Consider the following 24,229-nt stretch of genomic DNA (forward strand, 5'->3'; position numbering starts at 1 on the left):
GGAAAAAAATTAGATTTTCTAATCTTTTCGCAGAAGACGGAAAAACAGGTAAGAATGATAGACTTTCGGAAGAAGGGTTACCCTGATAGAATGGGGTCACCTGATAAACAAAGAGAAGGAAAGGTAAAAAAGGAGGACATTACATGAAAAAGAAAATAATCTCTTGTATTCTGGCATGCACCATGGGACTTGGCCTGTTGGCAGGCTGTGGCTCATCAGACAATGGAGGTGCCACAGCAGCAGACACTGCTACACAGGATTCATCATCAGCAGAAACAGACACTGCAGCAGAAACCGCAGAAGCAGACACTGCAGGCGGGCAGGATAAGGTAGTGATTCACTATTATTCCTGGAGCGAAGGTGACTATCTGCAGCAGATGGTAGATGCGTTCAATGCATCCAGTGAGAATGTAACGGTAGAAATGACACAGGTAAGCAGTGACGAGTATGATGACAAGCTTATGACTATGTTGGCCGGGGACAACGATATTGATGTATTTAATATGAGATCCACTTCCCTGTTAAGTAATCTGGCAAAGAGCGGAAATCTGACAGATATTTCCCAGATGATCAATGACAGCGGCATGGATATTTCCACTTATGGAACCGGATTTGCAGACACTAAGGTAGATGACAAATTCTATGGACTTCCTTACAGAGCATCTGCTTATGGACTTTTCTATAACAAAAAAATGTTTGATGCAAAGGGAATTGCTTATCCTGATAACCTGACATGGGATGAATATGCAGATCTGGCAGCAGAGTTATCGGAAGGCACAGGCGCTGACAGGATCTATGGCGGTTATATTCCTGACTGGAATAGCTGTGCTTATATTACACTTCAGGAAGGCTCCAACTTCGCAGATGATGACCTGAGTGCACTTCAGGACTGGTGGGAGCTGGAAAACAGGATGTATAACACAGACAATTCCCATATGAGCTATTCTGATATGGTGAGCAGCGGTACCGATGGAATCAACTTCTTCTGCTCCGGCAAGTGCTATATGTATCCCGGCGGAGAATGGTCTATCAGTGATGTACTGACCATGTTAAAGAATGATCCTACAATCGCAGACAATTTTGAACTTGGTATTGCAACTGTTCCCCAGCCTGCAAAGACAGACGATCCGGTTACTATTGGTGGTGTAAGTACCTTCATCGGTATCAATGCATCTTCTGAAAAGCAGGAAGCAGCCTTTGAATTTATTTCCTACATGGCTGGAAAAGAGGCGGCAAAATATATCGCAGCAGCAGGCGCAATCCCTGCTTATATTGATGATGATATTACAGCGGTATTTGAAGAAGCAATCGGTGTATCCGGAGCAGCTAATATCCTGAATCCGTCCAAGATTTCCGAAACACTGATGATCCCTGAATATACAGAGCTTCAGACTATTGAAAAGGAAGAAAGAGAACTGTACCTGCTCGGTGAGCAGTCTCTGGAAGACGGATTAAAGAACTTCGAAGAGAGAAGAGCAGAAGTAATGAACTAAGGATAAGGAGGGAAGCCATATGGCAAAGCAAGCTGTCAAAAAGAGCAGACGCAGGCTGAAACAGAATCTGGTTGGATGGGGGTTTGTCCTTCCAAGCCTGATCGTATTCATCCTGTTTATGTTCCTGCCTATTGTGCTTGGATTCTGGTACAGCCTGACAGATTATACAGGGCTGTCGAAAGATTACCAGTTCATCGGACTGCAGAATTACATCAAGATGTTCTCAGACCGGTATTTTAAAGTATCCGTTAAAAATAACTGCATTTATGCCGTATGGTTTTCTATCCTGACTATGTTGGTATCTCTGATACTGGCGAGCGTATTAAACAGATTAATGCGATTCCGGAAGTTTTTCCGGATCGCATTTTTCCTGCCATACATTTCATCAATGGTGTCCGTAGCGGTCATCTGGAAGATGATCTTTAATCCGCAGGGAGGCCCTTTAAATACTGTGCTGGGGCAGCTTGGCATCAGTAATCCTCCCCAGTGGCTGGCATCTACTACATGGGCATTGTATGCCGTGATCATCGTATCTGTTTGGAAAAACTGTGGCTACTATATGATGATTTTTCTGGCAGGATTGCAGAATGTGCCGGATTCCCTGTATGAGGCAGCAGCTCTTGATGGAGCCGGTAAGCTGCAGCAGTATTTCAGGATCACCCTTCCGCTGATCAGTCCGACCATATTCCTGAATCTGATCCTGGTTACGATCAATTCCTTCCAGGTATTTGATCTGGTCAGTGTCATGACGGACGGAGGACCCGGTATGAGTACAAATGTGCTGGCATACAGGATTTATTATGAAGGCTTCAAAAGTATGCATATGGGATACGCGTCTGCAATCTCTTATTTCCTGTTTGCAGTGATCCTTGTGATCACCATCATCCAGTTTGTTGCGCAGAAGTACTGGGTAAATTATGACTAAGGAGGAGAGAATACGATGAAAAAAGCAAAAAATGTAATATTTTATGCATTAATGTTCCTTCTGTCCTTTGTCATGATCTTTCCATTTCTGTGGATGATATCGACTTCATTCAAATTCGATAGTCAGGTGTTTACAACACCGATCGAATGGATCCCGGATCCTGTAAATTTCAGTAATTATGTGAAGGTGTGGACAGAAGAGCCATTTCTGACCTTTTACAAAAATACAGCTTTTGTTGCGGTATTTGCTACAGTGGGTCAGGTTATTATCAGTGCAATGGCAGCTTATGCTTTTGCAAAGATGAAATTCACCGGAAGGAATATAGTATTTGGGCTTTATCTGGCAACTATGATGGTGCCATGGAATACGATCATGATTCCACAGTATCAGATCATCAGTAAGCTTCATCTGACAGATACTCATCTGGCGCTGATCCTGGGACAGCTTGCCAGCGCTTTCGGCATTTTCCTGCTCCGGCAATTTTTTATGACAGTACCGGATGAGCTGGTGGAGGCAGCGAGGATCGATGGAGCCGGTGAGGGAAGGACCTTCGCACAGATCATGCTGCCACAGGCAAAACCGGCGCTGGCAACACTGATCATATTTACATTTATACAGGTATGGAATGACTATATGGCGCCGCTGATCTATCTGAATACAAAAGAGAAATATACGATCCAGCTTGGCCTTAAATTTTTCCAGTCAGAGCATACTATGCAGTATACCGTTATAATGGCAGGAACAGTGTGTGCGTTGATCCCAATCCTGATCATATTTCTGGTATTTGAAAAGCAGATCACAAACGGAATGGTTCACAGCGGACTGAAAGGCTAAGAAGGAAAGGATTTTTTATGGAAGCGATCAGATTAGATCAGAATGGAATTTATATTAATGGAAAATATCAGACATTACTGGCATCCTCCCTGTTTTATTTTCGGATCCCGAGGGAGCGATGGAATGACAGGATGAAGCTGCTGAAAACAGCAGGTTATCAAGCTATTGATGTGTACTTTCCCTGGAATTATCATGAAACAGCACCAGATGTCTGGGATTTTGAAGGAAATAAGGATGTAGAGAGCTTTCTAAAGCTGGCAGCAGAAAATGAGCTGTTTGTTATCGCACGCCCAGGACCATATATCTGCTCCGAATGGGATGGCGGTGCAATTCCTGCGTGGCTTTCGGAGAAAAAGGTTGCAGTCAGACAGGATGATCCAGGATTTCTATCTGAAATGCGAAACTGGTATGCACATATCCTGCCAGTGCTTTCAAAGTACCAGATCGGACAGCAGGGAACGATCATCTGTATGCAAATCGAAAATGAACTGGATTTTTATCGCTGCACAAGTCCTGTCAGTTATATGGAAAAGCTGAAAAGGATGGCAGAAGAATTTGGCATGACTGTACCACTTTTCTATTGCTGCGGACAGAATGATCTGCTCCGCGGAGGTGGTCTGACACCAGATCTCTATACGGCATATAATGTATATTCTGATGGAAAAAATCCGGATCTTGAGGAAAGGGCAATTCATCTGTATCATGCCGTACAGGAAAGAAGTATGCCATTCCTGGTGACGGAAACTAACAGAGAGCATAGCTATCTGAAGCGGCTTTTGGCATGTGGGGCGAAGCTCTTAAGTCCTTATAACCAGACTGCCGGATCAACCATGGATTTTTATAATGGAATTACTAACTGGGGGACAGAAGAAAATCCGGTAGCCTTGATGGCTTCTGATTATGATTTCCGTTCCATGATCGGTTCAGCAGGTGAATGCAATGAGCAGATCTATCAGGCCCGTCTTCTGGCAGGACTTATCAGAAGTCTGGGAGAGTCTCTTGCCACAGCGAAGCCAGGATTTCATTCGGAGCTTTCTGTGCAGTCGGAAGGACAGATAAACAGGAAGGTACCTTTTCTGAAGCTGAAGGAAGGAGAATTGATTGAGCTTTCTGATCTGGAGCGGAAGCAGATGATTACCGTTCAGACAGAAAAAGACAGCTTTATGGTAGATATGAAGCCTCTTGAAACAAGACTTCTTCCCTGGAATTTTCACATTTGCGGGGAATGTGTGATCCGACACAGCAATTATGAGATCGGATGGATCAGCCAGCAGAAGGATCGAACAAAGGTATGTCTTTATGGAGAGGGTCTTTTGGACTGTCTTCTTGACGGAGCAGAGGGAAGTTGTCGGATCCAGAAAGAGATGGAAGAGGAGGAGATTGTCTTTTCCTATGGAACTGTTGATTTTGTGGCAGGTTCCAGGGAACATATGGGAGCTGCCAGGATTCCGGGACTTCCGGATCTCGCCTGTCTGCCGGAAGAACAGAAGGATGACGGGAAAGAAGTCACCTTGTATGTTGGAGAGGCACAGCTTACTAAAGAGAATAGCATAAAAGCAGAAATTGCGCCTATGGAAAGCCTTGGGCAGTATCGGGGCATTGGATGCTATGATGTGACACTCGCTGCAGATGGTGAATACCTGATTGCAGGAGCTGCAGATCTGCTGACAATCCGTAATCAGAAAAGCTGTGAAACCCTGTATTCTAATGGAAATTGTCTGCGCAGGTTTTTTAAAAAAGGAGAGGTGCAGCTACAGACAGAAATCTGGGGACACAGTAATTTTGATGATATCCGGTGTAAGAGTCTGCAGATGGGCTCTTTAAAGGGAATTTCAAAACTGATGAGGATTACCAGAAGGGAAGATATCAGTGAAAGCTGGCTGTTTGACCTGGATGAAGGAGCATTTTCAGAAACTTGCTTTTTCAGACATTCCCCGTATAATACAATTATGGGGATCGATGGCTATAACCGTGCAGTATCTCCACTGAAAACCATTTATTCAAGATTTGTTGTTTCAGACAAGGACGAGGATGCCCTGTTCTTACATTTTGAGAAGGCAGATTGCTTGATCGCTGTTTATGTCAATAATTCTCTGGTTTCTATGGTACAGAAGGACGACCCGTATGTGGATCTAAGTGCTTTTGCCGGAAGTGGGCGGATAGAGCTGACGGTCAGGATCCTTCGTAGATATTATACAGATCTGGCAGGCAGAGTGACACTTTTGAGAGGCAGAACGATTAAAGAGTGTACCTATAGTGAGCTTTTGCCTCAGGCTGCGAAGGCCTTCAGGAATGTCGAGCTTCCACTCAGGCTGCAGAAGGGGGAAAATCGTTTCCTGAAGCTGCAGATGCAGACAGACAAGAAAGAAGTAAAGCTGTTCTTTAAGGGAAAGGATCTGAAACTGACGGTATATGCAGGTGGACACGTAGCGGGAAGGATCCTGCTGCAGGAGGAAAATATGCCTGTGGTTGCCGGTGGAAACCGGGATGTGGTTTATCTGTGTGGTGAATGGTGCGGTGATGTGACCATATGGTGCCAGGCTACCGGGGAAAGACCGGTGTTAGAGGATCTCCGGATGGCAGAATACAGCAGTCTGCAGAAAAACTGACAGGCAGCTTCGAGAGGAGAAGAGGATGGCAAAATTGGTTATTAACGAAACAAAGAAGCTTGGAAAGATCAATGCTGAGCTCTACGGACATTTTTCAGAGCATCTGGGAAGGTGCATTTATGAAGGAATCTATGTGGGAGAAAATTCTGAGATTCCGAACAAAAACGGAATGCGGACAGATGTGGTGGAGGCTCTGAAAGAAATGAAGATTCCGGTACTCCGCTGGCCGGGAGGCTGCTTTGCGGATGAATACCACTGGAAGGACGGTATTGGTCCCAAAGAGAGCCGCAAGAAAATGATCAATACGAACTGGGGTGGTGTGCTGGAGGATAACAGCTTTGGTACTCATGAGTTTATGGAGCTTTGTGAACAGCTTGGCTGTAAGACCTATATCAATGGAAATGTGGGAAGCGGCACCGTGCAGGAAATGTCAGAGTGGTTTGAGTATATGACCTTTGACGGTGTATCACCTATGGCAGACCTCCGGAAGGAAAACGGCCGGGAGAAGCCCTGGAAGGTAGATTATTTCGGCGTAGGCAATGAGAACTGGGGCTGTGGCGGCAATATGACACCGCAGTATTACGGCAATCTTTACCGCAGATACCAGACCTTCCTTAGGGACTATTCGGGAAAGGGTGAGACAGGGAAGATCTGCTGCGGGGCAAATACAGCTGATTACCACTGGACAAAGGAAGTGCTGAAAACAGCCTTTGACCATACACCGCCGCATTTTCACGGCTATATGGATGGCCTTTCCCTGCATTATTATACAGTGCCGGAATCGGACTGGGATCATAAGGGAAGTGCTACAGAATTTACCACGGGGGAGTGGTATAAGACACTAGCCAAGGCAGAGAAGATGGAAGAGCTGATCAAAAAGCATGGCGATATCATGGACTGCTATGATCCGGAGAAAAAGGTCGGCATGATGATCGATGAATGGGGCTGCTGGTTTGATGTGGAGCCGGGAACCAATCCGGGTTTCCTTTATCAGCAGAATACCATGAGGGATGCACTGGTAGCCTGCCTTTCCCTGAACATTTTCAACAAGCACTGTGACCGTGTGAAGATGGCCAACATTGCACAGCTTGTCAATGTACTGCAGTCAGTGATCCTGACAGAGGGCGCCAAGATGGTACTGACTCCGACCTACTATGTATTCCATATGTTCCGTGGCCACCAGGAGAGCGAGCTCCTGGACAGTACCCTGACTACAGAAATGGTCGGAGAAGGAGAGGATAAGGTGCCTCATATCAGCGAATCCGTTTCCATGGATGCAGAGGGCAATATCCTGATCACGCTTGGAAACCTTTCCTCAGAGGAAGCCGATACAGTAACAGTGCAGTTCATGGATAAGAAGATCTCACAGATAAAGGCGAGGATCCTGACAGGAGCCATGACAGCGCATAATACCTTCGATGAGCCGGACTGCGTGAAGGAAGAGGGTTTCACGGATTACAGGATCACGGAAGCAGGAGATCTTGCCGTAGAGCTTCCGGCATGCAGCGTGGTACAGATTGAGATCAGAGCATAATGGAACAGAGAATATGCAGGAGGTGTCTGGCAAAGGATATGCCGGACGCCTCCTATTTTGACAATATGTATGAATATATCAGACAGCTTGATCCGGAGATCAAAGCGGAAGATTCTCTTTATGAAGAGAGGCTTTCCTTCTGTAAAGAGTGTGACCACCTGCTGAACGGTATGTGCCGGATCTGTGGGTGCTTTGTGGAAATGCGGGCAGCCATCAGGAAGAACCATTGCCCGGATATCCATGGGAAGTGGTGAGAAAATCCAGGAAGAGCAGTAGACGGGGCATAGGAAGAGAAAAAAGGTCTGGGATGCCCCGCCAGCACTGACATTGACTTTCCATATCGGCGTAGTGTAAAATATTGACTACAGGGAATCCGGTATTGTGAAAGGGGAAATGGAAAGTGAAAAACAAATTATGGCTGATCGTGCTGATTGTTTCATTGGCAGCAGTAGTAGTATCGGGAATCAATGTATTCCGGCTGTCAAGAGAGTACCAGAAGGGCATCAATGAGTATCAGCAGCTGGAAAGCTATGCCTCTGTCAAAGAGGAAGCGCCGGTACAGGAAGAAAGCACAGAGGCAGAGGAAACAGAGGAAGAAAGTCTGATCCCGGTATCTGTTGACATCCAGTATGATGAACTGAAGAAGATCAATGAAGATTTTGCTGGCTGGCTGTATTATGAACCACTGGACATCAGCTATCCGATCGTCCGTGGGAATGACAATGATTATTACACCCATTATACTTTCGAAGGGGAGAAGAATAGTTCCGGTGCGATCTTCATGGACTTTCTGAACAAGACGGATTGCAGCGATTACAATACGATCGTATATGGACATAATATGAGAAATGGAACCATGTTTGGTTCCCTCAAGAAGATGCTCAATGATTCTTCCATACAGGAAGAAAATCCGAACTTCTATGTGTTTACAGAAGATAAGGCTTATATGTATGAGATCTTTGCAGTGTATTTGACACAGGCAGATTCCAGAACTTATGACCTGATCCGGAATGAGGAGGAGCAGCAGGGCTTTCTGGATTATGTGGATGAGACAGCAACCTGGAGATCAGATAAGGTTGTCAGTGCATCTGATAAGGTGATGACATTGTCTACCTGCCATGGACTTCACAGCAATAACAGAACTATCATCCTTGGTGTATTAGTTGCCAGTGAAGACCGGTAGAGAATCATCCAGGGAAAGATCTGAAACGGTTTCCACTTCGAAACAGGTGATCCGGTACAAAGGATCAGAAGAAGCAGCGGGATACAGCGGATCCAGAGAAACAACAAGTGCCTGTGTATCACTTATGGAATAAGAAAAAGTAAGAGAGTCCTGAAAAGACTCTTTTATTTTTTGCCTGTAATCCGCTTCAGAGGAACTTTCTTCATAAGCAGCAAGCAGTTCCTGATTCATGCGTGCCATTTCCAGGTTCGCCTTGCTGACTGCTTCGTAGTAGGCGGTGGTACGGGCAGAGAGCTTTTCACTGAGTCTGTAATCAGCAAGGGCACTGACTGCGGAAAGTCCGGCAAAGCACACCAGACAAAGGATCACAATGATAATCAGCAGGGAAGAAGCACCAATATTCATACCATAAGTTTTTTTCTTTTTCATGGGCGGCTCCTTTGAAACAATGTAGTATCCAGAGAATAAATCACATCTCCAGAGGAAAACTCCGAGATCACGATATGGCAGGTGATAAGAGCCGGATCGGAGTCAGCGTAGAGCGAGATCGTCTGCTGGAAGACAGCGGAAGCAGCCTCAGCCGGATCCAGGCAATCAAATTTATCTGTATAAAACAGAGTCAGCGTAGAGGTATTGTCACTGTCAGCGATGGCTGCTGTACCGGAGGATTCTCCGCATCCAAGGAGAGATGCCATTTTTTCGGGATCTCCGTTCGTGGCATAAAAAATCTCGGCAGTATTCTGTGCCAGAAGGATGCTGTGGTTCAGGGCAATGCTGCGTTCACTGATCATATGTGATTTCACAAAGAGCTGGATGCAGATTGTGGCCGCCAGCGAAAAGAAAAGAATGGCAATGATCAGTTCCATAAGGAAGAGGCCGGTTTTTCTGGCATTATTGTTCATTCGCAGCACCTCCTTCCTCGTTTTCCGCAGGAGAAACATACGGATCCGCTTTCAGACTCACAGAAAGGCTGCAGTCGTCACCATCTGCTGTGTGGATCGTGATCTGCAGGAGATTATCCTGAATCCGGGAAACAGAAAAATCACTGACCGGAAGGATTTCCTGACCTGCAGAGAGGGAAAGAGGGGTATCTTCTCTTACCATGAGCTCCTTCAGATAGCCTTCATCCTCGTACAGCCAGGTGATATAGGCGGTATCCTGTACCGTCTTTTGAAGCTTCAGGGCAGACCTTCCCTCCAGTGTGGAAGCTGTGATGGCACCGCTTCTGTCAGCCTGACGGATCTTTTCCGTCACATAGGCGAAGGAGGTTCTGTCATTGAAGTTGATTTCAGTGTTGGAGACTGTTTTGCCGTAAATATCGGCACCAATGGAGATCAGAAAAATGGTGGACAGGGCAAAAATACAGAACAGACCAATGACAAACAGAATATCAATGATATGTCGTTCTTCCTGTTTTCTCATGAGTTGTCCTTTCTTGCGATAATCGTTACATTTGGGCGGATATTGGAGCCGACGGGCTGGTAATCCACAAAAAACAGGTCTTTGTCATAGGTAAGGCCGTAATGCTCTTCAATATAGGAAAGGCTTGGTGGATAATAACCCTCTACAGCATAGCAGTGGGTGATGTCCCGTTCCAGTGCTGTCTCCAGACTTTCCTGCTGCTTCTGCAGAGCAGAGTCCTGAATGGAGGACAGGGCAAGCAGAAAGACGATCAGGATGGCAGGGAAGAGCAGATATGGAATCCGCAGAAAAGACAGGGATATTCTTTTTTTCTGTGCAAACCGGTTGTTTGACATAAGCAGATCCTCTCTTTATACATCAGCCGATGCTTGACATAATTCCCATCAGAGGCAGCAGGACGGACATCAGGATCAGACCGACTACCAGAGAAAGCAGGATGACAAGGGTTGGTTCAATGATAGAAATAATATGGTCGAGCTGCTTCTGGGTTTCTTCATCGTACTTTTCGGATATTTTTTTCAGGACGAGATCTACAGAACCGGAGCGAAAGCCAACAGCGATCATACGGGAGTAAAGGCTTGAGAAGATCTGTGCGCTGGCAAGAGCCTCAGGCAGATTGGCATCCTTTTCAATCTCTTCCTTGCAAAGTTCTATTTTCTTTGACATTTCTTCGTTTTCCACAAGGTCAGCTACCATATCCAGTCCCTTATAAGTATCCATACCGCTGGTGAAGGCCAGATACATGCCACTGGCAAAGCGCCCGGCAGCAACCTTTTCGTAGAAGCCGCTGGTCAGAGGAAAGCCTGTCAGAAAGCGCTGGATCCGGGTGCGGCCGGCAGGACTTTTGTACATGAAGACGAAAACCGTAACAATCACCAGAAAGACCAGAGTAAGGATGAGGGAGTAACGGCTCAGGGTATTTCCTGCGGCAAGCAGGGAGGTGGCAAAAGGACTCATCTGCGTACCAAGCTGCTCAAATACCTGTGCAAAGATCGGAAGTACCTTTACGATCAGAACCACGATCACGAGAAACATCATGGCTATCATAATAAAGGGATAGGTGACAGCACTTTTGATACTGTCTGCAATGGTCTGCTCCCGTTCATAATATTCGGAAAGGGAAGTCAGGACATCGTCTGTATTTCCAGATTCTTCACCAAGGGCGATCAGCTTGATCACATAATCAGGGAAAAGACCGGTTTCCAGAAGTGCCTCGTGGAAGCTGGAGCCTCTTCTGCAGGAATCGCTGATCCGGGAAAGCAGTTCCTGCCCCTTCGGATCGTGGGTGTCCTGTTTTAAGATCTCCATGCCCTCTGCAGGACCGATACCGGCCTTGATGATCAGGGCTGTCTGTCCACAGAAGGAAGCGATTTCTTCATTGGAAAGGAGTTGCTTTTTACTCATTGGAAGGTATTCTCCTTGTAAAGTGTAGTGATTAGTAAATATATTTGGTGACGTAGTTCTTACCGTCTCCGATAAAGCTTTTTAATTCCTTTTCTCCTGCATTGGCAGCAAAGGTTGGATCCATAATGGACCAGTTTTTGCCGTCAAAGTGGATCATGCCGTTGACCCAGCCTTGATCCTCTACATAGGTACTGATCCAGGCATGGTAGGCATCTCCGGCATAACCGACCTCAAGGCGGGTCGGGATCTGCTGGGAACGCAGCATACCTGCCATGACACTGGCATAGTCAAGACAGATCCCTCTGCCAAGGGCAAGGATTTCGTCAGGGTTTGGGACATAGCCGCTTTTGACATTTTCGGCCTTGTCATAATCGTAGGTAATATTGGCAATGACGTAATCATAAATGCAGATAATGGCTTCCAGATCATCATGGGCGCCGGCAACAAGCGTCTGTGCCTCCCTGACGATCTGACTGTCTTTTGTAAAGGCTATATACTGATTCGGATAGAGATAAGGTCCCATTTTGTTTGTAATGGTAACTGTAAGATCGGTGGAAAAAACAGTGGCATACTGGCTGCCCTCCACATTTTCATAAATGCCGACCTGATAAGCACCGTCCCCTGCGGAAAGTGGAAAAGTGGTGTATCCGCCGGATGGAAGATCATAGGTATAGGTCATATAATCTGGTCCGGTAATCTGCAGCTTCACGGGTTTATCTTCTCCGTGCCAGGCTGCCATCACATAGCCATCCTCTGTATGGGAGGCATCCAGTGAGGCGAGATCGTTGCCATACACAGTGATGCCATCAGCTACTGGGACAAGACAGACCGGGGTGTTATCCCGGATCGTAGTGGAGGCAGAAACATATTCCTTATGGGAGGAGCATCCTCCAAGTAAGAAGGCTGCCAGCAGAAGCAGGAAGTATATGATTTTAGACCGTTTCTTTTGTAGTAATTTCATGCTCTGATTATAATACATTCCAGATTCTTTTGCCATAAAAAGAAATACAGTGCGGACGATGGATCCGTTTCGTAATGAAATGACATGAAGCCGGGATCAGAAGACCCCGGCTTTGATATCTGCGTATTGTTCTGTGCTATATACTTTTTAATTGCTGGTTCACCTTTTCTACATCAAGCTGGGCTGACACCCTTTGCATACCGGAAGAATACCAGCCGAAAGGGAACCTAAGGGGTGCTATCGACATCCTGTCTTGCACCAAGAACCAGGATGCAGCTGTGCTTATGCTTTTCATAACCCTCTGATGTTTTGCAATGATTGCAGTAGTAGCATATATGATAACCATTTCCGTCAGAAGTTTTGGTAATGGCATAAAAACCTGCCTTCAGCTTTACAGTCCGCCCGCTGGGATAGTGGATTTCAGTCTGATTCCAGTGGCTGGGTACATCCAGATCCGTCTCTATGTTTGAATCATGCTCCCCTGTATAGGTAAAATCGGCCTGTATCTCAGAATAATAGGCTCTGAGATTTGACCAATCAGCAGCAACCCTCGCCTTATGGATATAAGAAAGAAGTGAAGGAGCCAGTATTCCTGTGAGAACTGCTATAATTGCGATCACGATGATCAGCTCGATCAGGCTGAAGCCCCTGTTATATAGATTTTTTTTATTTGTCTGTATAACAGACCTGTTATTTAAATATATCATTTTTACTATCTCCAGTCATAATTAAGTAAATCGTAGATGATAGAAAATTGTGAGTCAATTAAAAAAGTATAAAAGAATTATAAAATTATGGCTCTATTTGTCTGCCTCCCGGAATAGGATAAAAGGAGATGGATATGGGAGAATGAAAAATGCTGAATATGCTCTGGGCACTGATGATCCTAGTAGGGATCGTGTATGGTGCTTTAAATGGAACAATGAAGGAAATTACGGAGGCTATGCTGGAGAGTGCTGGTGAGGCAGTGTCGCTCTGCATAGCGACAGGCGGAGTGATGGCATTCTGGACAGGTATGATGGAGGTGGCAGAGAGCGCAGGTCTGATCAGGAGCCTGACGAAGAAAATGGATCCCTTTATCCGGTTCCTTTTTCCTGCAATTCCGAAAGAGCATGAGGCCAGGAAGTATATTTCCCTGAATATCATTGCCAATATACTGGGACTTGGCTGGGCCTGCACACCGGCGGGATTGAAAGCCATGGAAGCACTGGCAGCCATGGAAAAGCAGAGATCCGGACCGGACTATGAGGAGAACAGGGCAAGTAATGAGATGTGTACCTTCCTGATTCTGAATATCTCATCTCTTCAGCTGATCCCGGTCAATATGATCGCTTACAGGCAGCAGTACGGAAGCCCGCAGCCTGCCGGGATCATTGCACCGGCGATCCTGGCGACGCTGATCAGTACGGCGGTGGCGGTTATTTATTGCAAAGTGAAGGATCAGAAAAGCAGCTTCCGGAGCGGTGTAAAATCATTCTGAAATACGAAGCCCTGCATGCCAAGACTGACAGCAGCTTTTACATTTTCCGGGCGGTCATCGATAAAGAAGCATTCTTCCGGATGCAGTGAAAAGGTCTGAAGGAGATGTCTGTAAATCGCAGGCTCCGGCTTGATCATGTGGACATCACTGGAAACAATGACTCCATCGAACCAGGATTCCTGTGCAAATCTTTGGAAATAATCATGGAAGGTATTGTCTGCATTGGAAAGCACGTAAATATGGTATCCTTTATCCTTACAGGCCTGACAGAAGGAAAGGGCACCGGGGACGGGCTTCATGCAGATGTCCCAGTGGCTCACGCAGTCAGCAAGCTCCTTGTGATAAACGGAAGGGATTCTGTGACTGACAGGCTCATAGCGCTCATCATTACGGAGGATGCCCTGATCACCCATGATCCACTCCGGTCCCTGAAACAGCTCCTTGCGGATCAGATCCTTTGCTTCTTCTGAATGACAGAACCGGGCAAGGGGAACCTCAGGATCAAAGGTTAAAAGTACATTTCCCATATCAAAAATAATATTCTGAAGCATTGCTATACTCTCCCTTCTTTAAACTGCAGGATCATTTCTCTTGTCAGGCTTAAATAGTCATCCTCCAGGGTGATCTCATCTCTGGTATACCAGCCGGCTTGAGACAGCTCATTGGTGTCAAGGCGGATCGTGTCATCCCCGTCCAGCTCGCAGAAATAACCAAAGAGAAGACTGTCTGTGAAGCCCCAGGGCTGGCTCTTATAGTAACGTATATTTTTGACCTTAAGTCCCACCTCTTCCATGACTTCTCTTTGGACAGTCTGCTCAGCGGACTCGCCGATCTCAATAAAGCCGGCGATCAGGGCATAGCTTCTATAGGAACGGCCTGCATATTTACTCATCAGGAGCTTATCGCCGTTCAGGATCCCTACGATCACGGCAGGAGAGATCCTTGGATAGACCATGTTCTGGCAGGCGGGACATTTCAGCATACGCTCGAGATGGTCAGGCATCATTTTGTGACCACACTGGCCGCAGAACTGGTTTACACGGTACCAGTCGAAAAGGTGATGCGCCGTGATGCCGGCGAAGGCATTGTGGCGGGAAATGGCAGTACGGAAGATGCGCACATCCTCATATCCGTAACCGGGCAGGGTGATCGTTTCCTCGGTATAGGCCAGGAAATACCGGTATTCATCAATCGAAAACAGATAAAGGAAGGAGCAGGAAAAGGCAGACAGCTCCTGCTTTACCGGATAGCGCAGATGATCCCTTTCGTAGCGGACAAGCACTCTGTTTTTGTCAAAAACAAGGATAAAGTCATAGTCGGACGGAACGAGCTCTTTATATTCATTGTGATAGATCTTTGGATAAATGTCCTGTATCATAAATGGATAACCTCCTTTTTCATATGGAAACCGGGCTCTTTTTATGATAATATGGAACTATTCTATGGTCAATGGAAACTGGAAAGGAAGCAAAACCATGAAGTGGATGAAATTCAGAATAAAAACCATTACAGAAGCAGAAGATGTTATTGTCAGCACGTTATATGATATAGGACTTGAGGGTGCCCAGATCGAGGACAAGGTTCCTCTTACCACGGCAGAAAAGGAGCAGATGTTTGTAGATATCCTGCCTGACGGACCGGCAGATGACGGGATCGCATACCTCAGCTTTTTCGTAGAGGAAAAGGAGAACGGTCTCCTGGAGGTGGCAGGAGAGGATAAGACGAGTGAGCAGCTCCTTGCAGAGATCAGGGAAGAGCTGTCAGGGCTGCAGGAGTTTATGGATATCGGAGAAGGAACCGTCAGCGTGGACGAAACTGAGGATATCGACTGGATTAACAACTGGAAGCAGTATTTCCACCAGTTTACCATAGATGATATTCTGGTCATTCCTTCCTGGGAAGAGGCAGAGCCAGAGAATGAGGGCAGGCTGGTGCTCCACATTGACCCAGGCACCGCCTTTGGTACGGGAATGCATGATACCACACAGCTCTGTATCCGAGCACTACGGAAATATATTACGAAGGATACTGTGCTCCTGGATGTAGGAACCGGCAGCGGTATCCTGGCTATCCTTTCTCTTATGTTCGGGGCAAAAAAAGCGATCGGAACCGATCTGGATATCTGTGCGGTAGACGCAGTCAGAGAAAATAAAGAGGCCAATGGAATTCCGGAGGACAGCTTTGAACTTCTTATCGGCAATATCATTACTGATAAGGAAGTGCAGGATCAGGTAGGCTATGAGTGTTATGATATCGTGGTAGCGAATATTCTGGCAGAGGTGCTGGTACCTCTGACACCCGTGATCGTGCATCAGTTGAAAAAGGGAGGTATTTACATCACCTCCGGTATTATTGATGACAAGGAAGAAACGGTTGCAGCGGCTGTCCGGGCAGCAGGCCTTACGGTGCTGGATATACAGCATCAGGGTGAATGGGTATCTGTTGTTGCCAGAAAGGAATAAGGAGGCAGCAGGTGTATCAGTTCTTCATTGAAACGTCCCAGATCGCAGAAGATCAGATCCGGATACTGGGAAAAGATGTCAATCATATGAAAAATGTCCTCCGCATGAAGCCGGGAGAAGAGATCAGGGTAACAGACAGTGAAACGTCCAGAAGCTACCGCTGTGAGGTGGCAGAGCTGTATGAGGAAACGGTAGTCTGTCATATTCTCGCAGAGGAAGAGGAGGGAAGTGAGCTGCCGGTCCGGATCTACTTGTTCCAGGGTCTGCCAAAGGCAGACAAGATGGAGCTGATCATCCAGAAGGCGGTAGAGCTTGGAGTGTATCAGATCATTCCCACAGCCTGCAGACGGTGTGTGGTGAAGCTGGATCCGAAGAAGGAAAAGACGAAGCTTGCCAGATGGCAGCAGATCGCCGAGGCAGCAGCCAAGCAGAGTAAACGGAGCCTGATCCCGGAAATCATGCCAGTGATATCCCTGAGGGAGGCCTTTGCAAGGAGCCAGAAGATGCAGGTGCGCCTGATCCCCTATGAAAGGGCAGAGGGTATGGAAAAGACAAGAGAGATCCTGAAGGGCATACGGCCCGGAGATGAGGTGGCAGTATTTATCGGCCCGGAGGGCGGATTCGAGGAAACAGAGATCGAAGAGGCCATGAAGGCACAGATTAAGCCGGTCACGCTTGGAAAAAGGATCCTGCGCACAGAGACAGCCGGGATGACAGTGCTTGCTTTTCTGCTGTATCAGCTTGAGCAGTAATTATATGGCGGAGCCGCACGACTTCCCCGTGTAACACATAAAATATAGTAGTATTACAATAAGAAAGACTGGTGATACCATGGAGGTTTATCTGGACAATTCAGCCACCACGAGATGCTTTGATGAGGTGGCACAGCTAATGACAAAAGTGATGTGCGAGGATTATGGAAATCCATCCAGTCTGCATAGAAAAGGTGTGCAGGCGGAGCAGTACATCCGTTATGCAAAGGAAACCATAGCCAAAAACCTGAAGGTGAATGAAAAGGAGATCTTCTTTACTTCAGGAGGGACAGAATCGGATAATCTGGCGATCCGGGGCTGTGCATACGCCAACAGCCGCCGGGGAAAGCACCTGATCACGACACAGATCGAGCATCCGGCGATTCTGCAGACCATGAGGCAGCTTGAGGAAGAGGGCTACCGGGTAACTTATCTTCCTGTAGATGAAAAGGGCTGTATCCGCCTGGAGGATCTGGAACGTGCCATTACAGGGGAAACTATTCTGGTGTCCATTATGCACACCAATAATGAGGTCGGTTCCCTGCAGCCCATAGAAGAGGCCGGAGCCATGATCAAAAGAATGGACAGCCGGATCCTGTTCCATGTGGATGCGGTACAGGGATACGGTAAGTTCCGGATCCATCCGAAGAAAATGAATATTGATCTGTTGTCGGTCAGTGGACACAAGATCCATGGACCCAAGGGCATCGGATTTCTGTATATTAATGATAAGGTAAAGATCAAACCGATCCTGTTTGGCGGCGGACAGCAGAATGGTATGCGTTCCGGCACCGAAAATGTGCCTGGTATTGCGGGCATGGCAAAGGCCATTGAGATCATTTACAGCGGGCTGGATAAGGATGTGGAAAGGCTTTACTGTATGAAGGAAGCCTTTGTCAGGGGCATACAGGAATTGCCGGATGTGACTGTAAACGGACATCCGGGAAGAGATGGGGCACCCCATATAGTCAGCGTATCCTTTGCCGGTGTCAGGAGCGAGGTGATCCTGCATGCACTGGAGGATAAGGGCATCTATGTGTCGGCCGGAAGCGCCTGCTCTGCGCATAAGCCACAGCCCTCTGCAACGCTGCAGGCCATGGGGATCCACGGAGACCAGCTTGGTTCAACGATCCGTTTCAGCTTTTCTGTGGAAAACACGATGGAGGAAGTGGACTATACTTTGCAGACTTTGTATGATATAATTCCTGTGCTCAGGAAGTTCACACGAAAATAAAAGGAAGACCGGCCTGGGGATCCGGGCCGGAGCATAAGAGGAAGCATATGTTTACAGCATTTTTAATTAAATACGCTGAGATCGGCGTAAAAGGAAAAAACCGCTATCTGTTTGAAGAAGCCCTGGTAAAGCAGATCAGATATGCACTGAAGAGATGCGAGGGAGAGTTTTCTGTAACCCGTACACCGGGAAGAATCTATGTGGAAGCGGCCTCTGATTTTGATTATGATGAAACCATAGATAATCTGAAGACAGTATTTGGTATTTCCGGCATCTGTCCCATGGTCCATGTGGAGGATGAGGGCTTTGAGAAGCTGGGAGAAGCGGTAGTAAAGTATATGGATGACGTATATCCGGACAAGCACTTCTCTTTTAAGGTACAGGCAAGAAGAGCCAGAAAGAATTATCCATTGAATTCCATGGAACTGAATGTGGAGCTCGGCGCTGTGATCCTGGATGCATTTCCGGAGCTGACCGTGGATGTGCATAAGCCAGATGTGATGCTGAATGTGGAGATCCGTGAAAAGATCTATCTGTATTCAGAGGTGATCCCGGGACCCGGCGGTATGCCAGTTGGAAGCAATGGTAAGGCCATGCTGCTCTTATCTGGTGGTATTGATTCCCCAGTAGCCGGTTACATGATTGCAAAGAGAGGTGTGAAGATTGATGCAGTTTATTTCCATGCACCGCCGTATACCAGCGACAGGGCAAAGCAGAAGGTGGTGGATCTGGCAAGACAGGTATCCCGTTATGCAGGTCCGATTTACCTTCATGTCATCAATTTTACAGATATCCAGCTTTATATTTATGAAAAGTGTCCTCATGATGAACTGACGATCATCATGAGAAGATATATGATGAAGATCGCAGAGCAGATCGCCAGGGAAACAGAGTGTCTGGCATTGATCACCGGTGAAAGCATCGGACAGGTGGCTTCCCAGACAGTGCAGTCCCTTGGCGTGACCAATGAGGTCTGTACACTTCCGGTATTCCGCCCGCTGATCGGCTTCGACAAAATGGAGATCGTAGATGTATCCGAGAAGATCGGTACCTATGAAACGTCCATCCTGCCCTATGAGGACTGCTGTACGATCTTTGTGGCAAAGCATCCGGTGACCAAGCCGAATCTGAATATTATCAAACGTCATGAGCAGAATCTGGAAGAGAAGATTGATGAACTTATGAAGACAGCACTGGAAACGGATGAAGTGATCATTGTAAAAGAAGAGTGAAACAAAAAACGACACATTCGATGAATGTGTCGTTTAAAAATCTTCTGGTCTGAGTGGAAGAATGCATGCATCCTTCCGTGGCTCATTAAACTATACCATGTAAGGCTTTAATACTGCAAGAACCTCTTCAGCATTGTCTTCTGCATGGATATTTAAGTCGATCGGCTTGGATAAGTCTAAGGAGAAGATACCCATAATAGACTTAGCGTCGATTACGTATCTGCCAGAAACTAAATCGAAGTCATAATCAAACTTTGTAATATCGTTTACAAAAGATTTTACCTTGTCGATAGAATTTAATGAAATCTGAATTGTTTTCATTGTAATTACCTCCTTAATTTTTTCATACCTTCATGCTATTATAGTAAGGGTTGAAAAGGAAAAAGTCAATGATAAAACAACACAAAAAAAGTGGAGAATAACATGAAAAGTGTAGCATTACACAATCTTGGCTGTAAAGTAAACGGCTACGAAATGGATTATATGCAACAAATGTTACAAGAAAAAGGATATAAAATTGTACCTTTTGATGAGAAAGCAGACATTTATATTATCAATACATGTACGGTAACAAATATTGCAGACAGAAAGAGCAGACAGATGCTGCACCGTGCCAAAAAGAAGAACCCGGATGCTGTAGTGGTGGCGGTTGGCTGTTATGTACAGACCGGTGGGGAACAGGCTCTTCTGGATGAGGGCATTGACCTGGCAGTTGGTAATAATAAGAAAAAAGACCTGATCCCGATTCTGGAGGAGTTCCTTGCAGCAAGAGAAGAGGGCACTGCAGATATGGATAAAACGCTGGAAGGCCGGACTGTGATCGATATCAGCCATACCTGTGAGTATGAATCCATGCAGTTAAAGCGGACGGCAGAGCATAAGCGTGCCTATATCAAGATTCAGGATGGCTGCAACCAGTTCTGTTCCTATTGTATTATTCCCTATGCAAGGGGAAGAGTCAGAAGCCGACAGATGGAAGAGATCCTTGAGGAGGTCAGGACACTTGCAGGAAACGGCTATAAGGAAGTGGTGCTGACCGGGATCCATATCAGCTCCTATGGTCTTGATCTGGATGGCAGGACCAATGTGGGAAAGGGAGAGGATTTTCCCTGCGACAGACTGCTTGCCCTGATCAGTGAGATCCAGAAGACAGAAGGGATCGAGCGGATCCGCCTTGGCTCGCTGGAGCCCAGGATCATTACCGGGAAGCTTGCAGAGGGGCTTGCAAAGATGGACAAATTCTGTCCCCATTTTCATCTTTCCCTGCAGAGCGGCTGTGATAGTGTGTTGGAGCGCATGAATAGGAAATATACGGCAGGGGAATACTATGAGCGTGTAGAGATCCTGCGCAGTTTTTTTGAAGATCCGGCCATCACCACAGATGTGATCGTTGGCTTCCCGGGGGAAACAGAGGAGGAGTTTGCAGAAACAGAACGTTTTCTTGAGAAGGTCGGATTCTATGAAATGCATGTGTTTAAATATTCCATGCGTCAGGGAACCGTGGCAGCAGCAAGGAAGGATCAGGTGCCGGAGGATGTCAAGGCTGCAAGAAGTGACAGATTGCTTGTCCTTGAGCAGAAGCAGTCCGCAGCATACCGGGAGAGACATTTACATAAGGAAACCAGTATTCTTTTTGAAGAAGAGAAGGAAATTGACGGAAAGCGATATCAGGTAGGACACAGCAAGGAGTATATCCGTGCTGCGTTTGAGACAGAGGAGGAGGTCAGCGGACAGATCCTGAAGGGACAGTTTACGCAGATGCTGAAACCAGATATTCTGCTTTTCATGAAGATGTGAAAACAAGCACCATTGAATTTTAGGGGAAAATAGAGTAATATAGTAAAATACAGGGTTTACTATAAGGGGTGAAACTATGCAGGATTTAGGAAATACACAGTTTTTCAGAGTAGAGACAGACAATAACAGTGTGAAGATGATCCTTGATGAGGTTTATCATGCACTGACAGAAAAGGGCTATAATCCGGTTAATCAGATCGTAGGATATATCATGTCCGGAGATCCCACATATATCACCAGCTACCACAATGCAAGAAGTCTTATCATGAAGGTGGAGAGAGATGAGCTTGTAGAAGAGCTTCTGACAGAATATATTAAGAATAACGGCTGGGAATAACGGGTATGAGAATTATGGGACTGGATTTCGGAGCGAAAACAGTCGGGGTTGCCATCAGTGACCCGCTGCTGATTACCGCTCAGGGAATAGAGATCATCAGAAGAAAAGAAGAGAATAAGCTGCGCAGGACGCTGGCAAGGATTGAGGAACTGATCGAGGTATATCAGATCGGAGAGATTGTTCTTGGCCTTCCGAAGCATATGAATGATACAGAAGGCACAAGAGTGGAGCTGACGAAGGAGTTCGCAGAGAAGCTGGAGAGACGGACTGGTCTTCCGGTACATCTCTGGGATGAGAGACTGACCACGGTGGCGGCAGATAAAACGATGATGGAAGCCGGTATCCGGAGAGAACACCGTAAGGAATATGTGGATAAGATTGCTGCAACACTTATTCTGCAGGGATATCTTGATCTGCAGCAGAGAAAAGCACAGGAAGAGGTTTAGATTTGGAAAAAATAGCATTTACTCTGGAAGGAGAAGGCACTGCCTGGTTTTATGTCCTGGAGCAGACCATGATCGGAGGCAGGCATTATCTTCTGGTAACAGAGGAAGAAGAGGGGGACTGTGATGCACTCATTTTAAAGGAGATCCCTCAGGAAGAAGATACGGATAGCATCTACGAGATCGTAGAGGAAGATACGGAGCTGGCTGCGGTTGCGTCAGTTTTCGAAAGCATGCTTGAAGATATAGAAATTGAACCCTGAAATAACAGGTAACAGTGAGACCGGGCGGGCATAGACCGGATGACAGATAAGGGATCAGCAGCAGGAAACATACCATGCAGGCGGAGGAAACAGAGGTATGGGACGTGCTGATACTGCTTTCTGCCACAGGAGAATGCATCAGCCGGTGGACGGAGTATGGAGGTAAGTATATTTGAAAAAAAAGGAACAAAATAAGGGTTCCAGACTGAAAGTGATCCCGCTTGGAGGTCTGGAACAGATTGGTATGAACATTACTGCCTTTGAATATGAGGACAGTATTGTTGTGGTAGACTGCGGTCTTTCCTTCCCGGAGGATGACATGCTGGGAATTGATCTTGTCATTCCGGATATTACCTATTTGAAGAACAATATCGAAAAGGTAAAGGGATTTGTGATCACGCATGGACATGAGGATCATATCGGTGCACTTCCTTATGTATTAAAGGAGATCAATGTACCGGTTTATGCGACCAGACTGACGATGGGTCTGATCGAGAATAAGCTGAAGGAGCACAACCTGACCGGACAGGTAAAGAGGAAGGTTGTGAAGTTCGGACAGTCCATCAACCTTGGGCAGTTCCGGATTGAATTTATCAAGACCAATCACAGTATTGTAGATGCAGCAGCGCTGGCTATTTATTCTCCGGCCGGTATTGTTGTGCACACCGGCGATTTCAAGGTGGATTACACACCGGTATTTGGAGATGCCATCGATCTGCAGAGATTTGCAGAGCTTGGAAAGAAGGGAGTCCTTGCCCTTATGTGCGACTCCACGAATGCAGAGCGTCCTGGCTTTACCCCTTCTGAAAGAACCCTTGGCAAGACATTTGATGCCCTGTTTGAGGAACATAAGAATACAAGGATCCTGATCGCCACCTTTGCGTCCAATGTGGACAGAGTGCAGCAGATCATCAATTCCGCCTATAAGTTTGGCAGAAAGGTAGTCGTAGAAGGCCGCAGCATGGTCAATATCATTGAGGTTGCGACGAACCTCGGATGCCTGAGCATACCGGATAAGACACTGATCGACATCGAGCAGCTCAAGAATTATCCGAGAGAAAAGACTGTCATCATCACTACGGGAAGCCAGGGAGAAAGCATGGCAGCCTTGAGCCGTATGGCAGAGGACAATCACAAGAAGATTTCCATAGGCCCGGGGGATACAGTTATCTTTTCCTCCAATCCGATCCCGGGAAATGAAAAGGCAGTCACCAATGTGATCAATGAGCTTCTTGTCAAGGGAGCGGATGTTATCTTTCAGGATGTCCATGTTTCCGGACATGCCTGCCAGGAAGAGATCAAGCTGATCTATTCTCTGGTTCATCCCAGATATGCAATCCCTGTCCATGGAGAATACAAGCATCTGATAGCACAGGCGAAGATCGCAAGGGAGCTTGGCATTGATAAGGAGAGGATCTTTATCCTGCGATCCGGTGATGTACTGGAAATGTCAGAGGAGTCTGCAGAAGTAACCGGCAAGGTACCGGTAGGTGACATTCTGGTGGACGGCCTTGGTGTCGGGGATGTTGGAAATATCGTTCTCCGTGACAGACAGCATCTGGCGGAGGATGGTATCATGATCGTAGTCCTTTCCCTGGATGGAGCAACGGATCAGCTTGTCAGCGGCCCGGATATCGTATCCAGAGGATTTGTATATGTAAGAGAATCCGATGAACTGATGGAAGAAGCACATGTCGTAGTCAGCGAGGCGGTAAATGGCTGTCTCGACAGAGGTATTTCAGACTGGGGCAAGCTGAAGAGTGCCATCAAGGATTCCCTTGGGGATTATGTATGGAAAAAGACAAAGCGCCGGCCAATGATTCTTCCGATCATTATGGAAGTATAGGAAAGCAGGGACTTTTAC

The 24,229-nt window shown here is 46.6% G+C and carries 27 protein-coding genes; 17 read left to right on the forward strand and 10 right to left on the reverse strand.

Annotated features, from left to right (window positions below; all coding sequences use genetic code 11):
- Positions 1–143 precede the first annotated feature (143 nt).
- The 7 genes from OCV77_RS07775 (at position 144) to srtB (ending at position 8,578) form a co-directional block, all read left to right on the forward strand.
- Entirely contained in the window at positions 144–1,493 is a 1,350-nt protein-coding gene (locus OCV77_RS07775) for an ABC transporter substrate-binding protein (RefSeq protein WP_262574443.1), read from the forward strand.
- Positions 1,494–1,512: 19 nt separating this feature from the next.
- Positions 1,513–2,418, forward strand: coding sequence for a carbohydrate ABC transporter permease (locus tag OCV77_RS07780; RefSeq protein WP_262574444.1), 906 nt, complete (start codon positions 1,513–1,515; stop codon positions 2,416–2,418).
- Between the two features lie 15 nt (positions 2,419–2,433).
- A complete protein-coding gene (locus OCV77_RS07785) occupies positions 2,434–3,252 on the forward strand; it encodes a carbohydrate ABC transporter permease (RefSeq protein WP_262574445.1) in 819 nt (272 codons plus the stop codon).
- 17 nt (positions 3,253–3,269) lie between these two features.
- Positions 3,270–5,861 carry a beta-galactosidase gene (locus OCV77_RS07790; RefSeq protein ID WP_262574447.1) on the forward strand — a complete coding sequence of 864 codons (2,592 nt, stop codon included), beginning with the start codon at positions 3,270–3,272 and terminating at the stop codon, positions 5,859–5,861.
- A 25-nt stretch (positions 5,862–5,886) separates the two neighbouring features.
- The gene (locus OCV77_RS07795; RefSeq protein ID WP_262574448.1) at positions 5,887–7,395 is read left to right on the forward strand and encodes an alpha-N-arabinofuranosidase; all 1,509 of its coding nucleotides are present in this window, start codon (positions 5,887–5,889) and stop codon (positions 7,393–7,395) included.
- The gene (locus OCV77_RS07800; RefSeq protein WP_262574450.1) at positions 7,395–7,649 is read left to right on the forward strand and encodes a DUF6171 family protein; all 255 of its coding nucleotides are present in this window, start codon (positions 7,395–7,397) and stop codon (positions 7,647–7,649) included. Before OCV77_RS07795 ends, OCV77_RS07800 begins: the two co-directional genes overlap by 1 nt.
- Positions 7,650–7,795: 146 nt before the next feature.
- On the forward strand, positions 7,796–8,578 hold the full coding sequence (srtB, locus tag OCV77_RS07805) for a class B sortase (protein WP_262574451.1): 783 nt from the start codon (positions 7,796–7,798) through the stop codon (positions 8,576–8,578).
- On the opposite strand, the gene OCV77_RS07810 is transcribed toward srtB, so the two are convergent.
- From OCV77_RS07810 to OCV77_RS07840, 7 genes are all read right to left on the reverse strand, one after another.
- Positions 8,555–9,007, reverse strand: coding sequence for a hypothetical protein (locus OCV77_RS07810; RefSeq protein WP_262574453.1), 453 nt, complete (start codon positions 9,005–9,007; stop codon positions 8,555–8,557). The two genes, srtB and OCV77_RS07810, sit on opposite strands and share 24 nt — an antisense overlap.
- Positions 9,004–9,480 carry a hypothetical protein gene (locus OCV77_RS07815; protein ID WP_262574454.1) on the reverse strand — a complete coding sequence of 159 codons (477 nt, stop codon included), beginning with the start codon at positions 9,478–9,480 and terminating at the stop codon, positions 9,004–9,006. Before OCV77_RS07815 ends, OCV77_RS07810 begins: the two co-directional genes overlap by 4 nt.
- Positions 9,470–10,000, reverse strand: coding sequence for a DUF4860 domain-containing protein (locus OCV77_RS07820; protein WP_262574455.1), 531 nt, complete (start codon positions 9,998–10,000; stop codon positions 9,470–9,472). Before OCV77_RS07820 ends, OCV77_RS07815 begins: the two co-directional genes overlap by 11 nt.
- The gene (locus OCV77_RS07825) at positions 9,997–10,335 is read right to left on the reverse strand and encodes a hypothetical protein (RefSeq protein ID WP_118798585.1); all 339 of its coding nucleotides are present in this window, start codon (positions 10,333–10,335) and stop codon (positions 9,997–9,999) included. Before OCV77_RS07825 ends, OCV77_RS07820 begins: the two co-directional genes overlap by 4 nt.
- Before the next feature lie 22 nt (positions 10,336–10,357).
- Positions 10,358–11,404, reverse strand: a complete 1,047-nt coding sequence (locus tag OCV77_RS07830; RefSeq protein ID WP_262574456.1) for a type II secretion system F family protein — start codon at positions 11,402–11,404, stop codon at positions 10,358–10,360.
- A 31-nt stretch (positions 11,405–11,435) separates the two neighbouring features.
- Positions 11,436–12,383, reverse strand: coding sequence for a transglutaminase-like domain-containing protein (locus tag OCV77_RS07835; protein ID WP_262574458.1), 948 nt, complete (start codon positions 12,381–12,383; stop codon positions 11,436–11,438).
- 209 nt (positions 12,384–12,592) lie between these two features.
- The gene (locus OCV77_RS07840) at positions 12,593–13,072 is read right to left on the reverse strand and encodes a prepilin-type N-terminal cleavage/methylation domain-containing protein (RefSeq protein ID WP_262574459.1); all 480 of its coding nucleotides are present in this window, start codon (positions 13,070–13,072) and stop codon (positions 12,593–12,595) included.
- Positions 13,073–13,221: 149 nt separating this feature from the next.
- Here OCV77_RS07840 and OCV77_RS07845 point away from each other — a divergent pair, with 149 nt between their 5' ends.
- The gene (locus OCV77_RS07845; RefSeq protein WP_118799017.1) at positions 13,222–13,845 is read left to right on the forward strand and encodes a nucleoside recognition protein; all 624 of its coding nucleotides are present in this window, start codon (positions 13,222–13,224) and stop codon (positions 13,843–13,845) included.
- On the opposite strand, the gene OCV77_RS07850 is transcribed toward OCV77_RS07845, so the two are convergent.
- Both OCV77_RS07850 and nudC read right to left on the reverse strand, forming a co-directional pair.
- The gene (locus OCV77_RS07850; protein WP_262574461.1) at positions 13,806–14,396 is read right to left on the reverse strand and encodes an HAD family hydrolase; all 591 of its coding nucleotides are present in this window, start codon (positions 14,394–14,396) and stop codon (positions 13,806–13,808) included. The two genes, OCV77_RS07845 and OCV77_RS07850, sit on opposite strands and share 40 nt — an antisense overlap.
- Before the next feature lie 2 nt (positions 14,397–14,398).
- Entirely contained in the window at positions 14,399–15,223 is an 825-nt protein-coding gene (nudC, locus tag OCV77_RS07855; protein ID WP_262574462.1) for an NAD(+) diphosphatase, read from the reverse strand.
- A 97-nt stretch (positions 15,224–15,320) separates the two neighbouring features.
- Here nudC and prmA point away from each other — a divergent pair, with 97 nt between their 5' ends.
- The 4 genes from prmA (at position 15,321) to thiI (ending at position 19,525) form a co-directional block, all read left to right on the forward strand.
- Complete coding sequence (gene prmA, locus OCV77_RS07860) at positions 15,321–16,307, forward strand: 50S ribosomal protein L11 methyltransferase (RefSeq protein WP_262574463.1); 987 nt, start codon at positions 15,321–15,323, stop codon at positions 16,305–16,307.
- Between the two features lie 11 nt (positions 16,308–16,318).
- Positions 16,319–17,059, forward strand: coding sequence for a 16S rRNA (uracil(1498)-N(3))-methyltransferase (locus OCV77_RS07865; RefSeq protein WP_262574465.1), 741 nt, complete (start codon positions 16,319–16,321; stop codon positions 17,057–17,059).
- 79 nt (positions 17,060–17,138) lie between these two features.
- Positions 17,139–18,293 carry a cysteine desulfurase family protein gene (locus OCV77_RS07870; protein WP_262574466.1) on the forward strand — a complete coding sequence of 385 codons (1,155 nt, stop codon included), beginning with the start codon at positions 17,139–17,141 and terminating at the stop codon, positions 18,291–18,293.
- A gap of 47 nt (positions 18,294–18,340) precedes the next feature.
- On the forward strand, positions 18,341–19,525 hold the full coding sequence (gene thiI / locus OCV77_RS07875) for a tRNA uracil 4-sulfurtransferase ThiI (RefSeq protein WP_118799011.1): 1,185 nt from the start codon (positions 18,341–18,343) through the stop codon (positions 19,523–19,525).
- 90 nt (positions 19,526–19,615) lie between these two features.
- Here the strand turns inward: thiI and OCV77_RS07880 are convergent, their stop codons facing one another.
- Positions 19,616–19,846, reverse strand: a complete 231-nt coding sequence (locus OCV77_RS07880; RefSeq protein ID WP_262574467.1) for an HPr family phosphocarrier protein — start codon at positions 19,844–19,846, stop codon at positions 19,616–19,618.
- A 102-nt stretch (positions 19,847–19,948) separates the two neighbouring features.
- On the opposite strand from OCV77_RS07880, the gene mtaB reads away from it, so the two are divergent.
- From mtaB to OCV77_RS07905, 5 genes are all read left to right on the forward strand, one after another.
- Positions 19,949–21,322 (forward strand): tRNA (N(6)-L-threonylcarbamoyladenosine(37)-C(2))-methylthiotransferase MtaB, encoded by a 1,374-nt coding sequence (mtaB, locus tag OCV77_RS07885; RefSeq protein WP_262574468.1) that lies wholly within the window; start codon positions 19,949–19,951, stop codon positions 21,320–21,322.
- A 76-nt stretch (positions 21,323–21,398) separates the two neighbouring features.
- Positions 21,399–21,659: an IreB family regulatory phosphoprotein gene (locus OCV77_RS07890; protein WP_118799008.1), complete on the forward strand. Its 261-nt coding sequence runs from the start codon at positions 21,399–21,401 to the stop codon at positions 21,657–21,659.
- Between the two features lie 5 nt (positions 21,660–21,664).
- Positions 21,665–22,105, forward strand: a complete 441-nt coding sequence (gene ruvX / locus OCV77_RS07895; protein WP_262574471.1) for a Holliday junction resolvase RuvX — start codon at positions 21,665–21,667, stop codon at positions 22,103–22,105.
- A gap of 2 nt (positions 22,106–22,107) precedes the next feature.
- The gene (locus tag OCV77_RS07900) at positions 22,108–22,365 is read left to right on the forward strand and encodes a DUF1292 domain-containing protein (RefSeq protein WP_118799006.1); all 258 of its coding nucleotides are present in this window, start codon (positions 22,108–22,110) and stop codon (positions 22,363–22,365) included.
- A gap of 172 nt (positions 22,366–22,537) precedes the next feature.
- Positions 22,538–24,211 (forward strand): ribonuclease J, encoded by a 1,674-nt coding sequence (locus tag OCV77_RS07905; RefSeq protein WP_262574473.1) that lies wholly within the window; start codon positions 22,538–22,540, stop codon positions 24,209–24,211.
- The last annotated feature ends 18 nt before the right edge of the window (positions 24,212–24,229 follow it).

The organism is Suilimivivens aceti (assembly GCF_025567405.1).
Lineage (GTDB): Bacteria > Bacillota > Clostridia > Lachnospirales > Lachnospiraceae > Suilimivivens > Suilimivivens aceti.

Coding starts and splice junctions, on each gene's coding strand:
- OCV77_RS07775 (WP_262574443.1), top strand. CDS start 144: ATGAAAAAGAAAATAATCTCTTGTATTCTGGCATGCACCATGGGACTT.
- OCV77_RS07780 (WP_262574444.1), top strand. CDS start 1,513: ATGGCAAAGCAAGCTGTCAAAAAGAGCAGACGCAGGCTGAAACAGAAT.
- OCV77_RS07785 (WP_262574445.1), top strand. CDS start 2,434: ATGAAAAAAGCAAAAAATGTAATATTTTATGCATTAATGTTCCTTCTG.
- OCV77_RS07790 (WP_262574447.1), top strand. CDS start 3,270: ATGGAAGCGATCAGATTAGATCAGAATGGAATTTATATTAATGGAAAA.
- OCV77_RS07795 (WP_262574448.1), top strand. CDS start 5,887: ATGGCAAAATTGGTTATTAACGAAACAAAGAAGCTTGGAAAGATCAAT.
- OCV77_RS07800 (WP_262574450.1), top strand. CDS start 7,395: ATGGAACAGAGAATATGCAGGAGGTGTCTGGCAAAGGATATGCCGGAC.
- OCV77_RS07810 (WP_262574453.1), bottom strand. CDS start 9,007: ATGAAAAAGAAAAAAACTTATGGTATGAATATTGGTGCTTCTTCCCTG.
- OCV77_RS07815 (WP_262574454.1), bottom strand. CDS start 9,480: ATGAACAATAATGCCAGAAAAACCGGCCTCTTCCTTATGGAACTGATC.
- OCV77_RS07820 (WP_262574455.1), bottom strand. CDS start 10,000: ATGAGAAAACAGGAAGAACGACATATCATTGATATTCTGTTTGTCATT.
- OCV77_RS07825 (WP_118798585.1), bottom strand. CDS start 10,335: ATGTCAAACAACCGGTTTGCACAGAAAAAAAGAATATCCCTGTCTTTT.
- OCV77_RS07830 (WP_262574456.1), bottom strand. CDS start 11,404: ATGAGTAAAAAGCAACTCCTTTCCAATGAAGAAATCGCTTCCTTCTGT.
- OCV77_RS07835 (WP_262574458.1), bottom strand. CDS start 12,383: ATGTATTATAATCAGAGCATGAAATTACTACAAAAGAAACGGTCTAAA.
- OCV77_RS07840 (WP_262574459.1), bottom strand. CDS start 13,072: ATGATATATTTAAATAACAGGTCTGTTATACAGACAAATAAAAAAAAT.
- OCV77_RS07845 (WP_118799017.1), top strand. CDS start 13,222: ATGCTGAATATGCTCTGGGCACTGATGATCCTAGTAGGGATCGTGTAT.
- OCV77_RS07850 (WP_262574461.1), bottom strand. CDS start 14,396: ATGCTTCAGAATATTATTTTTGATATGGGAAATGTACTTTTAACCTTT.
- nudC (WP_262574462.1), bottom strand. CDS start 15,223: ATGATACAGGACATTTATCCAAAGATCTATCACAATGAATATAAAGAG.
- prmA (WP_262574463.1), top strand. CDS start 15,321: ATGAAGTGGATGAAATTCAGAATAAAAACCATTACAGAAGCAGAAGAT.
- OCV77_RS07870 (WP_262574466.1), top strand. CDS start 17,139: ATGGAGGTTTATCTGGACAATTCAGCCACCACGAGATGCTTTGATGAG.
- thiI (WP_118799011.1), top strand. CDS start 18,341: ATGTTTACAGCATTTTTAATTAAATACGCTGAGATCGGCGTAAAAGGA.
- OCV77_RS07880 (WP_262574467.1), bottom strand. CDS start 19,846: ATGAAAACAATTCAGATTTCATTAAATTCTATCGACAAGGTAAAATCT.
- mtaB (WP_262574468.1), top strand. CDS start 19,949: ATGAAAAGTGTAGCATTACACAATCTTGGCTGTAAAGTAAACGGCTAC.
- OCV77_RS07890 (WP_118799008.1), top strand. CDS start 21,399: ATGCAGGATTTAGGAAATACACAGTTTTTCAGAGTAGAGACAGACAAT.
- ruvX (WP_262574471.1), top strand. CDS start 21,665: ATGAGAATTATGGGACTGGATTTCGGAGCGAAAACAGTCGGGGTTGCC.